Source organism: uncultured Pseudoteredinibacter sp. (assembly GCF_947500695.1).
Classification (GTDB): domain Bacteria; phylum Pseudomonadota; class Gammaproteobacteria; order Pseudomonadales; family Cellvibrionaceae; genus Pseudoteredinibacter.
In genome coordinates this window covers 63,824-76,684 of the sequence record NZ_CANMSS010000010.1, presented here as the reverse complement: position 1 = coordinate 76,684, position 12,861 = coordinate 63,824, and the positions used below count along the sequence as shown (strand labels likewise).

General features: G+C 47.6%; 7 protein-coding genes. 1 reads left to right on the top strand and 6 read right to left on the bottom strand.

From position 1 onward, the window contains the following. Position 1: 1 nt before the first annotated feature. Entirely contained in the window at positions 2-652 is a 651-nt protein-coding gene (locus tag Q1A08_RS16830) for a helix-turn-helix transcriptional regulator (protein ID WP_299775040.1), read from the bottom strand. Between the two features lie 247 nt (positions 653-899). Between Q1A08_RS16830 and Q1A08_RS16825 the strand changes: the two genes are divergently transcribed. Next, positions 900-1,742, top strand: a complete 843-nt coding sequence (locus Q1A08_RS16825; RefSeq protein ID WP_299775038.1) for an acyl-CoA thioester hydrolase/BAAT C-terminal domain-containing protein — start codon at positions 900-902, stop codon at positions 1,740-1,742. A gap of 12 nt (positions 1,743-1,754) precedes the next feature. On the opposite strand, the gene Q1A08_RS16820 is transcribed toward Q1A08_RS16825, so the two are convergent. From Q1A08_RS16820 to aroB, 5 genes are all read right to left on the bottom strand, one after another. Next, entirely contained in the window at positions 1,755-3,377 is a 1,623-nt protein-coding gene (locus tag Q1A08_RS16820; protein WP_299775037.1) for a methyl-accepting chemotaxis protein, read from the bottom strand. A gap of 405 nt (positions 3,378-3,782) precedes the next feature. Further along, complete coding sequence (locus Q1A08_RS16815) at positions 3,783-5,219, bottom strand: FAD-dependent oxidoreductase (RefSeq protein WP_299775035.1); 1,437 nt, start codon at positions 5,217-5,219, stop codon at positions 3,783-3,785. 14 nt (positions 5,220-5,233) lie between these two features. Next, on the bottom strand, positions 5,234-9,673 hold the full coding sequence (gene gltB / locus Q1A08_RS16810; RefSeq protein WP_299775033.1) for a glutamate synthase large subunit: 4,440 nt from the start codon (positions 9,671-9,673) through the stop codon (positions 5,234-5,236). A gap of 298 nt (positions 9,674-9,971) precedes the next feature. Continuing rightward, entirely contained in the window at positions 9,972-11,720 is a 1,749-nt protein-coding gene (locus tag Q1A08_RS16805) for an AAA family ATPase (RefSeq protein WP_299775031.1), read from the bottom strand. A gap of 45 nt (positions 11,721-11,765) precedes the next feature. Then, positions 11,766-12,845: a 3-dehydroquinate synthase gene (gene aroB / locus Q1A08_RS16800; protein WP_299775029.1), complete on the bottom strand. Its 1,080-nt coding sequence runs from the start codon at positions 12,843-12,845 to the stop codon at positions 11,766-11,768. Between the last annotated feature and the right edge of the window lie 16 nt (positions 12,846-12,861).

The following is a 12,861-nucleotide window of genomic DNA, read 5'->3' as shown; positions in this document are numbered from 1 at the left end:
CTCAAGCCGCCCTGCTATTGTGCAGGGCAATCGCCCCATCGATGGCTTCTTTTAAATAATTGGGCTCATCGCTGCCCAAGCGGATCGCCGAGCCAGACTTAAGCCGTATTTCAACCGCCAGCAAGCCAGAGACGTTGTACATCCAGCCATCACTCAGCATGCGAATACCCCAGCCCAATAAGACATTGTTTCTAACCACCTCACAACTGTCTATTTCAGCGATGGGAAGCTCTTTTTTCCAGAAGCGCGGGCCGAAATGCCAATTAATTCGGTCTTCACTCACTCGAATTGAAAGGCTGAAAAACAAAACCACCAGAATAAACATAACACCAGCGACAATGAAATGAGAGGCCATAGTGGTTCGCTGCAAATTAGCTAAATAGATACTGAGAAAAGAGAAACTTACAACCCACATCAAGTAAGCATACTGCGTATGACGATAAGCCTTGAATTCAAGCTCGGCTTCTAACAAAAGCGCCTTATCTGTTTCTAAAGCAGCGGCTATAGCGGCCAATGAATCCATTGATGTTTTGCCACTACTTTCCACCCGCTGAATAGTTCTCAAACTAAGACCTGCAGCCTCAGCAAGCTGCTCCTGAGACCATAACTTATCCGTACGCAGGCTTTTCAGCCTTGATCGATTAATTTTCATCTCCATATTCTGGCCTACCTTAAGTGATTAATCTACAAGGAGAATTTACTTTGTAAGAACCCGCCATTTCTACGACAGAGCTACGACAAACAACTTTCTTGAGCAATATTTGTACTAAAAATTCCTAATAAGTTAATTTTCAAATTCGCAGCTGTGGAATGCTAAAAGAACACAAGAATTTGTTTACAGTGCGCTAATTCTGATTTTGCCTCGTCTAAATGGGAAAGATCATAGTGAAGGCATTTCAATGTATAAAACGATAATCACATTGCTAACTAGCTTGTCGGTAAAAGCACTAGCCGCACCGCTACCTACCGCAATACAAGAACAAAACTTCGTCGCAAACTATTACCCTGGCAACCAGAATAAGACACCGGTTTTGGTTTTGGAGGGTTCTGGCTCAGGCATACCCAAGGTTCTGGCCGAAAAGATATCCCAACTAGGGCACCCTGTATTGGCCTTGGCTTATTACAAAGAAGCCAAGCTGCCAAAGCATCTGGAGGCTATCCCACTGGAGTATTTTGAGCCCGCTAAAACATGGCTGCTAGAGAAGAGTCACAGCAAAGAGCTAGCAGTTGTTGGTTGGTCAAAAGGCGCCGAGGCCGCCCTGTTACTATCTACGCTAGATGAAAGAATACGCAAAGTTGTCGCGATAGCACCAAGCCATGTTGTATGGCCTGGAATCGTACCAGGAAAGAGTTTTCCTAATTCAAGCTGGACAATGGGCGATCAACCCCTGCCTTATGTTCCTTATAAAGCTAACGGTAATATTCGCAGCTTAGTCGATCTCTACAGTAACTCACTTACAGATACCGCGGCGGTAGAAAAAGCAGAAATCGACCTCGAACAGAGTCAGGCCGATCTATTACTTTTTAGTGGTGGCAAAGATAGTGTTTGGCCATCTAAAACAATGGCCGACTTAATTTGTAAGAAAGCTCGCCAGAGCAAGGGCGAAAAGAGCTGTGTGCATCACCATTACCCTAATGCAGGTCACTTGCTGGACGCCTCGATACCACTTGATGGCGACCCACAAGCTAACCAAGAAGCCGATGAAGAAAGCCGCTCTCTAATCCAGGCATTTTTACGCTAGATGGCACACCACCTAAACCCGATAGTAAGCAATCTTTTCACTAATCACCGAGGAGAGTTCCTGTAGCTCTCCACTGGCTTGTAATTGCTCGGCTGCCAGCTGGTTTTGCGTCATAGCATCTGCCTTTAGTTTTTCGATAAACGCTTCTACACCGCTGGCGGCTTCACTTTGTTTTGATGCAGAGAGATTAAGCTCAACGTTTTTTTCTGAGATATTGGATATATCGCCGGATAAGGCTTGCCACAGAGAAGCGATCTCATTGGTTTTCTCTGCTGCAAAGTTAGTTTTTTCTTGTCCAACTTTCATCGCTTGCACGCTTGATTCAGAGCCTTTACGCAAGTCTTCCAGTATGGAGGCGATCTCCTGAGTAGACTGCTGGGTTTTTTGGGCTAAGCCGCGAACCTCGTCAGCGACCACCGCAAAGCCACGGCCCTGATCCCCAGCACGTGCTGCTTCGATTGCTGCATTTAAGGCCAATAGATTAGTTTGCTCTGCAATACCCTGAATAACACTCATCACTTCATCAACACGCACAACCCTTTCTGATAATGCACTCACCGATTGGTCCGCATGCAAAATATCTTGTTGGAGGGCTTTCATTAGATCATCCACATGGTCAACGACCGAGCTGGCTTGCTCAGCCTTTTCGAGGGTAGCCTCTGTCATTTCTTTGGTATGACTAGCGGTATCAAAAGCACATTCTGCACTGCCTACCAATGTGCTAATTTCATCGGACGCCTGAGTCGACTGAGCAACCTGCTCCTCACTCGCCTTCGACTGCATATTGGATTGCTGCTCAAATTTATTAGCTGTTTCATTAAGCGCAACAGAGGTTTTATTAAGCGATGACATCAAGTCTCGCATTTGCATGGTTAGTTCTGACGTTGCCTTGTTTAACAAGCCAATCTCGCCCCGTCCATTACAAGGAACCTCTATCGACAAATCACCTTTCGATAGATCACTGATGTTACTTGCTGTATTACGAAGAGGCTTTAGAACTTCTCGTTGTAAAATTGTGTAACTGCCAAACATCACTAACGCACCTGTTAGCAGCGTTAAAGCGACCGCATAAATAACAACTAACTCAGACTCAGCCACAGTTGCATCGCTACTCTTTTTCGCAACGGCGTTTACTTGTTTTGAAATTTCATCGAGCAGTTTCGATGGTGCCCTATCAATACCTTTCACTGCCACATCACCTGTGCGATGACTGTAGCCCGAGGCTACAAACTCTTCAAAGCCTGTACGATAAGCCTGCCCCATTTTTTCATGTTCTGCGAGAAACTCACGAACTTGCCCCTGCAGCTTAGGATCAAAATCTAAAAGAGTGACAAGCTGCTTAGAAATTTTTTGAACGCTCTCTTCTTGCTTTAGAAACTTGCCCCAATACTTTTCTCTCTGTCCATCATCAGCACCACGGATAAGTACGTTTTTCCACTCTTGCACTTGACGTTTAAATTCGATATTTACCCGGTCTGCACCGTGGATCGCAGCAACTTCATGAGATAACAGATCCCCAAATTTTTCCAAATCAGCTCTTAGCTTGTAGGTAGAAAAAAGAGAAGCAAGTAATAGAAGAAGGATACTGGCGGCAATAACACCCAGCACCATGGTTTTGATATCGAACTTTTTCATCCGTAAAGCACCTCGTTCAAATGCAAACCAACTCTAAATTTGAAAGCTGGTATCAATTTAATTGCTAAAAGTACTACCCCTGATCAGCAGTTATTGTGTAACGCCCAATCACAATATCCATTAGGAACCGCTCTCGCCGCATTAAATAATCCGAAGAAAACTAGGGCTATTGAGTTAATATGGTATAGACAACATTGGCTTTGACCGCTCCAAAAAGTGACAGCCGGTACAAATTTGATAATTTGCGTGCCAAATAAACAAAATATTAGAGGGAGCTAATTTAGAGGAGGCCTTATTCGCGCCATGAAGTACTCGCAAGTTGTTTAGAGAATAATCAGCCATTAAACAGACAGCCAATAAAAAAGGAGCCGAAGCTCCTTTTTTATTGGTATTAGGAAAACAAACCTAAACCTGCAAGTAATCCAAAATACCTTCAGCAGCTTGGCGTCCTTCCCAGATTGCAGTTACAACCAAATCTGAACCACGCACCATATCACCACCGGCAAATACCTCCGGGTTACTGGTCTGGAATTTATACTGCTGCTCTTCAGCGGCTTCAACACCACCCCAGCTATTGATGGCCACACCATTTCCGGCAATCCAATCGGCTGGGTTAGGTTGGAAACCAAAGGCAATCAGCACCACATCGGCAGGAATCACTTCCTCGGAGCCTTCAATAGGCTGAGGACGGCGGCGACCATTTTCATCGGGCTCGCCCAACTCAGTGGTTACTACTTTAATGCCTTCAACCTTGCCATCACCAACAATCTCAACTGGCTGACGATTAAAGAGGAAGTTAACGCCCTCTTCTTTGGCGTTGGCTACTTCGCGAACCGAACCTGGCATATTGGCTTCATCACGGCGGTAAGCACAAGTTACGCTGCGTGCCTGTTGACGAATCGAGGTGCGGTTACAGTCCATAGCGGTATCACCACCGCCTAGAACCACAACACGCTTGCCCGCTACTGAGATGTAGTCGTCGACGTTTTTCTCGAAACCCAGATTACGATTTACGCTGGAAACCAAGAAAGGCAGAGCATCGTAAACGCCTGGCAGATCTTCGCCAGGGAAGCCACCTTTCATATATTTATAAGTACCCATACCCATAAATACCGCATCGTAGTCTTCCAGCAATTGCTCCATGCTGATGTCTTTACCGATTTCGGTTTCCAGGCGGAACTCCACCCCCATCTCGGTAAAAATTTCACGGCGACGAGTCAGCACTGATTTTTCCAGTTTAAACTCTGGGATACCGAAAGTTAGTAAGCCGCCAATCTCCGGGTACTTATCAAATACGACAGGCTTAACACCATTGCGCACCAATACATCAGCACAGCCCAAACCTGCAGGGCCCGCACCAATGACGGCCACTTTTTTATCAGTCCAAACAACCTTGGACATATCTGGGCGCCAGCCCATAGCGAAAGCGGTATCGGTAATATATTTTTCGGCATTACCAATGGTTACTGCACCAAAGCCATCATTTAGTGTACAAGCACCTTCACACAAGCGATCCTGTGGACATACTCGACCGCAAACCTCGGGCAAGGTGTTGGTTTGATGACTCAACTCAGCGGCCTCAAAAATATTGCCTTCGCTGATCAGCTTTAACCAGTTTGGAATAAAGTTGTGAACCGGACACTTCCACTCACAGTATGGGTTGCCACACTCCAAACAGCGATGGGCCTGATTGCTCACTTCTTTTTCAGTGAAGGATTCATAAATTTCCACATACTGAGTTTTGCGGGTATGAATCGGCTTCTTCTGTGGGTCGTTACGACCCACATCGATAAACTGAAAGTTATTACTTAAACGTTCTTGTTTGGCGTTAGGGTTTTTCATGATGATCCCTCCGCTTATTCTGTATCAGATTGAGTTTGCGCCAACAAGCTGCCCAAACTGGCAGCCTTAGGCTTCACGAGCCAGAACTTACCGACATAATCGTCGAAGTCCTCGTACAACTCTTGGCTCCACTCACTACCGGTTTCTTCGGCGTGCTGAGCAATCAAGTTGCGTAGGTGGTTACGATGGTCTTCGTAGTTTTCGCCACCAATGCGACGAATTTCCACCAGCTCATTATTAAAACGGTCGACAAAACCGCGATCCAAATCTAATACATAGGCGAAGCCGCCCGTCATACCCGCGCCAAAGTTCACGCCGGTTTGACCAAGTACTGCAACGACACCACCGGTCATGTACTCACAGCAGTGATCACCAGCACCCTCGACAACAACCTGGGCACCGGAGTTACGAACCGCTAAACGCTCACCAGCCTGACCGGCCGCAAAAACTTCACCACCAGTGGCACCGTATAAACAGGTATTACCCATGATGGAGGTTTCTTTCGATTTAAAGGCGCTGCCCTCGGGTGGCATTATTACCAGCTTACCGCCAGCCATGCCCTTGCCGACGTAATCGTTGGCATCACCTTCTAGGTAGATATTCAAACCGCCAGCGTTCCAAACACCCAGCGACTGACCAGCCACTCCATTTAACTTAACGGTAACAGGCTTGTCAGACATACCTTGGTTACCATAGCGCTTGGCAATTTCACCCGACACGCGAGCACCGATTGAGCGATCGCAGTTGGTGATCTTAAATTCAAATTCACCGCCCTCTTTCGCTTCGATGTTAGCTATCATATCGCTTACCATCTGCTCGGCCAGTTCACCCTTATCATAAGGATCGTTCTGCGCCACCTGACAGAATTGCGGTTTTGTTTCTAGATAATCATCAGTATGAATAATCGGACTTAAATCCAAGGCCGCTTGCTTATCAGTCTTGGCTTCATCAATTTCCATACGATTCACTTGGCCGACTAGTTCTTCCAAGCTACGCACACCGAGAGCGGCCATCCACTCACGGGCTTCCTCAGCAACAAAGCGGAAGAAGTTCATGGCCATTTCCACTGTGCCGATGTAGTGATCACGGCGCAGCTCTTCGTTTTGAGTTGCAACACCGGTGGCACAGTTGTTCAAGTGACAAATACGTAGATATTTACAACCCAAGGCAACCATGGGTGCAGTACCGAAACCAAAAGTTTCTGCGCCTAAGATTGCGGCTTTAACCACATCCAAACCCGACTTCAAACCACCATCGGTTTGTACACGCACATTACCGCGCAAATCATTGGCTCGCAGTGTTTGATGGGTTTCAGAAAGACCTAACTCCCAAGGCGAACCGGCATAGCGAATCGAGGTTAAAGGCGATGCCGCGGTACCACCGTCGTAACCCGAGATAGTAATTAAATCGGCATAGGCTTTTGCAACGCCGGCCGCAATGGTTCCCACACCTGGGCGTGATACCAGCTTCACGCTGATCAGAGCATCAGGGTTAACTTGCTTCAAATCAAAAATCAGCTGGGCTAAATCTTCAATGGAATAAATATCGTGATGTGGCGGAGGAGAAATCAAAGTCACACCCGGCACCGAGTAGCGCAAGGTTGCAATCAAATCATTTACCTTACCGCCGGGCAGCTGACCACCTTCACCAGGCTTCGCACCCTGGGCCACTTTAATTTGTAGAACTTCAGCGTTTACCAAATAGTAAGGTGTGACACCAAAGCGGCCAGAGGCAATTTGCTTGATCTTCGATACCTTATTGGTACCAAAACGCTTAGGATCTTCGCCACCTTCACCGGAGTTAGAACGACCACCTAGGGTGTTCATCGCTTCGGCTAAAGCTTCGTGCGCTTCCGGTGATAAGGCGCCTAAGGACATAGCCGCCGAATCAAAACGCGCTACGATGTTTTCCATTGGCTCGACTTCACCCAAAGGAATCGGCTTGGCGTCTTTAAGTTTTAACATGTCGCGCAGTGTTGCAACCGGGCGCTCATTAACGAGATCAGCGTACTTCTTCCAGGTGCTGTAATCACCCGTTTTAACTGCCTGCTGCAATGTTTGTACAACATCTGGGTTAAAGGCGTGATACTCCTGGCCGTGAACGTACTTCAACAAACCACCAGGCTCAATCGACTTGCGATCAATCCAAGCAATCGTATCCAAAGCTTCTTGCTCAGCCTGCAAATGTTCGAAGCTCGCACCTTTAATGCGCGACGGAGTGCCTTTAAAGCACAGATCCACAATTTCTTCGTTCAGACCGATAATTTCAAACAGCTGTGCACCACGGTATGAACCAATGGTGGAGATACCCATCTTCGATAGGATCTTCATCAAGCCCTTATTGATACCCTTACGATAGTTTTTCAGCGCGGTATCGTGGTCCACTAGAAGCTCGCCAGTGTGAATTAAATCCGATAGCACCTGATAACTCAGGTATGGGTAAACCGCCGAGGCTCCGTAGCCAATTAAGGTAGCGATCTGATGCGAGTCGCGGGCGTAAGCAGTTTTGGTAATAATATTTGAATCACAACGCAAACCCGCGTTGATCAAACGGTGGTGTACCGCACCCGTAGCCAACAAGGAATGGATCATGCCCATGCCCCGCTCTGGATAACCGTCGCTTAGAATTACGATCACAGCACCTTCGCGCACAGCGGCTTCAACATCGTCACATAATTTAACGACTGCTTCTTTCAAACTGTGAGTTGCAGGGTCGTAGCGCAGGGTAAATTGCTGGGTACGGTAGTCTTTATTGTCCATCTCGCGAATGGTGTAAAACTTACGCGGCGATAATACTGGGCTGCGTAAATTAATACGTTTACCGTGTGATGGAGTTTCCGCAAAGACATTGAGCTCACGACCAAGCTGCGTACCCAAGGACATTACAATCGCCTCACGCAATGGATCGATTGGTGGGTTGGTTACCTGGGCAAACTGCTGGCGGAAATAATCAAATAGATTACGGGTCTTTCCAGAAAGCACGGCCATCGGGGTATCGTCACCCATGGAGCCGGTGGCTTCCTGACCCAGCTCAGCTAGTGGGCGTAACACTTGATCACGCTCTTCAAAGCTTAGCTGGAACATTTTCATATAGCGCGGCAACTCTTCGCGAGGCATACCTTCTTCGTAAGCTTCCGCTTCTAAAGTCGCCTCAATTTTTAGGTTGCCCTCTTTCAGCCATTTGCGATAAGGCTGACGAGTTTTTAGCTGCTCATTAATTTCATCAGTATCGAGAATTTCACCGCTTTCGGTGTCGATCGACAACATATCACCAGGCCCTAAACGACCTTTAGCGACGACATTTTCTGGCTGATAACCATGTACACCCACTTCGGAAGCTACGGTGATAACATCATCATCCGTTAACACCCAACGAGAAGGGCGCAAGCCATTTCGGTCTAGCGTACAAACTGCATAGCGGCCATCAGTCATTACCAGGCCAGCTGGACCATCCCAAGGCTCGATATGCATAGAAATATACTGATAGTAGGCACGCTCTTCCGGATCGATAGATTCCACATTGTGCCAGGCTGGCGGCACTAACATGCGCAAGGCATGGTGCAGTGGTAAGCCACCTAGCACCAAAACTTCTAGCATATTATCCAAGCTAGAAGAATCCGAACCTTCAGTATTTACCACTGGCGCCACTTCGGCCAGATTAGGAAGCAGTTCAGATTGAAATTTAGGCGTACGCGCACGGGCCCAGTTGCGGTTACCCATAATGGTGTTGATCTCACCATTGTGCGCCAACATGCGGAACGGCTGAGCCAAGTTCCACTGCGGCATAGTGTTAGTAGAGAAACGCTGGTGGAAAACCACGATAGCGGTTTCTAGGCGCTCATCAGCCAAGTCTTTATAGAAGGCAGGGATGTCCTTCGGCATCATCAAGCCTTTGTAGGACAATACCGAAGAAGACAGGCTGGAAATATAGAAAGCCTTGTCGTCTTTTAAGGCTTTATCCGCGCGGCGACGTGCCATATACAATTTGGCATTTAGCGCTGGCAATGAACATTCAGCGTTTACAAAGACCTGATAGAAGCTAGGCAAGCTTTCAAGTGCAATAGGACCCAGGCAGGATTTATCGACAGGAACTTCACGCCAGCCGGCAACACTCAGGCCTTCTGCTTCAATTTCAGCCGAAACTGCATCACGAGCAGCCTGTGCCAAAATAGGATCTTGGCTTAGCATTACCGAGCCAATGCCATAGTTGGCACTTAGCTCAAAACCGTTTTCTTCAGCGATGGTACGCAAAAAGCTGTCTGGCTTTTGCATTAATAGACCACAGCCGTCACCGGTAAGGCCATCAGCAGCAATACCACCCCGGTGGGTCATACATGTTAATGCTTCAATAGCCGACTCTAGTAGGCTATGGCTCACCATTCCCTTGGTGTTTGCGATTAGGCCAAAACCGCAGTTGTCTTTAAATTCGTCTAAACGATAGAGTCCAGTAGTCATGCTCTGTCTCTCTTCTTGCTATGGCGGAATGCTCGCTTCTTTCTAATATCAGTAGCGCCTCAATATTAAGACACCGCTAATTCACTATTCCGCGCGATGAGTGCATTACTGGTTCAGCCTCTAATGTTTTACGGTGGGCTGATACCAGCACAAAACTGTGCTTCCCAGACAAAAAAGCCCCTAAAGAGAGGGGCTTTGATGGCATTTGGGCGCTGAATATTAACTGTAGACTTAGAAATAAGCAAGTCGAACTAATGGAATGTTCGGCCATGATCGGGCAAAGTTCGCAAATATGCTGCTAAATGCCCCTAAAAGAGCGTATATCTGCCTTAATGATTTTTAGGGATCTAGCCCAAGCCCCGCCACTTCGCTGCCTTGATGGCAGCTTATTCTGTGCTTCTTCAACTTGCTCCCAAGTATCAAAGCCCGGCTGGACAATTACATACCAAGATTTGCCATCGCGCTCGCGGTTAAATATTTTGAGATCTGCACGATTCGATTGAACCCGCATAAATTTCTCTACTTGCTCGGTAGTTCGAACAGCAATGAGCTGCAAGACATAGGCGCTGTCCGGCAAACGCAGCAGATACTGCTCATCATCGGTAAAAACACTAAGATCAAAAGCTGGATCCATCCCTATTTCAGCCAGTTCTTCCTGGCTATACCCTGAGTAATCGATTTGACTGTCTTGTAACTCGTTTACAGTAGCTAGGGCTATAGAGCTAGTATCCCCTACCGCTTCACCCGTAGGCAGCTCAGGTTCAGCTGTGGTCATATTGTCACTTTGTGGCAAAGACCTTGACCCTAAAGGCAGCGCTTGCCGATCAGCCGCAACAAGCTCTTCAGCTTCTTGTGTCTCTTGAACTGCTTTCTCAGCAACATCAGCTACAGTCTCGGTTTCAGAAGGCGCACTCAAGGCTCCTGCTTGCTGTTCAGGCGCGCCACTACTGTTAGCGGCCTCCGCATTAAACGGCTCATCATTTACCGGCTCATCAATGCGAGAAATAGTTGGCTCAGAAGGTGTAAGAGCTTCATTGATGAGATTTTCTGCATCATCAATAAGCTCAGCTTTGGCCTCTTGTGTATCGGACGAAGCCTCTTCGGCCTGTGAAACCGTCGGACTTTGTGCTGCTGTAGAAGCATTCTCGGCGGCCAATTCCTGCTGCACCGAACTGGGCTGATGCGCCTCACCCTCCTGCCACCACTGTTCTAACTCAGCTCGGTAGACAAAAGCGGTAGCCAGAATTGAAAACAAGGCACCAACACCCAAAACATGCCAAGCGGGAAAGCCCTTCTTCGCGACCGGATTGTTGTAAAGGCGGCTGATTAGAAGGTTTTGGCTTAGCACATCAATTTGCGCTGGTAAGCCGCCAGAGGCCTTGAACAGCTCTTTCAGCTCCATATCGCTGAAAAGCTCAGGACCATCATAGCTTGCCGCTGCCAGTTGGTGATGAATATAACTGGCCAGCTCCGGCTCAGTAAATCGTCCCATGGACTTTTGATTAACGATGACATCAGCCACATCGAACTTGCTTAAACGTTCCGCTAGTCCAGGCTCGGCAAACACCATCACATTAAGCCCAAGATCACCAGCCTGCTGCCCCTGCAACAAGCCCATCAATGCTAGAAGTGCTCGATCATCCAACTTATGAGCTTGGTCGACTAGGACAAACATAGAGCGAGCCGAGGACTTAACATGTTTGCGCAGGTGTCCAAGCATCGCCCCTGAGGTCTGCCCCTCGACAAGATCTACGCCGAGCTCAGCAGCCAGCAACATCAGCATTTGATCAAGGCCAGCAAGCACTGGGCCGTCCAACTGTGATATCAACGCTCCGTTATCACAACGCTTTGAAAACTCGTGCAGGAGAGCTGTCTTACCAATACCCGCTTCACCTTCGACGACTATGATGCCAGAGCCAAAATCACACCAGTGTTCTATCTGGTCTAACAACTCTGCACGCTCAGCAGTCGAGAAAAAGCCACCTTTCCCCACAAACGGCTCTGCGCTAAAACCATAGTAATCTAAATATTCGGCCAGAGTATCCACTCAACCCCCCGCTTCGACTTTAATATGTCCACCTCAATTATGAATTCAGATGCGACAGGCCTCAATAGTTGCTACCAGCTCTTCATTGCTCACATCTTCAGTTACTACGGCCTTGCCCAGCTTAGACAATAATACTAAACGCAAACGACCATCCAAAACCTTTTTGTCCACCGCCATCAGCGGCAAGAATTCCTCAGTTCTCATCGTTGCAGGAGTCGTTACAGGCAAATTTGCCGCCTCACTGAGCTTCTTATTTCTATCGATAAGGTCAACATCTACCCAGCCCTTGGCAGCTGACAAAGTCACGGCCATTTGCATACCAATAGCTACGGCCTCACCATGTAAATATTCTCCGTAACCCATATAGGTTTCGATTGCATGCCCAAAGGTGTGGCCTAGGTTTAAGATAGCTCGCAGACCAGACTCGCGCTCATCCTCTGCAACGACATCTGCCTTAATTTGGCAAGAGCGTTCGATAGCGTAGCTCAAGGTCTGTTGATCACCCGCATTCAAGGCCGACATATTGTCTTCCAGCCAGCCATAAAAAGAATCATCAGCAATCAGGCCATACTTGATCACCTCTGCCAAACCCGCGGCCAACTCCCTTTTTGGCAGCTGTTGCAAAACCGCGCTATCAGCTATCACACAGTTGGGCTGATAAAAAGCCCCGATCATATTTTTACCCAGAGCATGGTTAACCGCCGTTTTTCCACCAACGCTTGAATCCACTTGGGATAATAGTGTTGTTGGCAGCTGAATAAAGTCCACACCGCGCTGATAACAGGCAGCGGCGAATCCCGTCATATCACCCACAACACCGCCACCCAAAGCCAACAAGGTCGTTTTTCGAGTATGGCGGGCCTGCAAAAGCTCATCAAAGATTAGGTTCAGGGTATCCAGCGTTTTAAAGGCTTCACCGTCAGGCAATATCACTTCGGTGTAATCATACTTCTGCAAGGCAGGTTTAAGCTTTGGCAACAATAATTTCGCCAAGGTGGTATTAGTCACCAAGCAGACTTGCTTACCTTTAATATGGGGAGCAAGCAGGGACTCATCAGCTAGAATATCTGGGCCAATATAAATTGGATAGCTGCGATCAGCTAGATCGACTTTTAAGGTACGCATGGTTAAATCCGGCAGT

Excerpts from the sequence above, each read along its gene's own strand:
- Q1A08_RS16815 (WP_299775035.1), bottom strand. The coding sequence starts at position 5,219 with ATGAAAAACCCTAACGCCAAACAAGAACGTTTAAGTAATAACTTTCAG.
- Q1A08_RS16825 (WP_299775038.1), top strand. The coding sequence starts at position 900 with ATGTATAAAACGATAATCACATTGCTAACTAGCTTGTCGGTAAAAGCA.
- Q1A08_RS16820 (WP_299775037.1), bottom strand. The coding sequence starts at position 3,377 with ATGAAAAAGTTCGATATCAAAACCATGGTGCTGGGTGTTATTGCCGCC.
- Q1A08_RS16830 (WP_299775040.1), bottom strand. The coding sequence starts at position 652 with ATGAAAATTAATCGATCAAGGCTGAAAAGCCTGCGTACGGATAAGTTA.
- gltB (WP_299775033.1), bottom strand. The coding sequence starts at position 9,673 with ATGACTACTGGACTCTATCGTTTAGACGAATTTAAAGACAACTGCGGT.
- aroB (WP_299775029.1), bottom strand. The coding sequence starts at position 12,845 with ATGCGTACCTTAAAAGTCGATCTAGCTGATCGCAGCTATCCAATTTAT.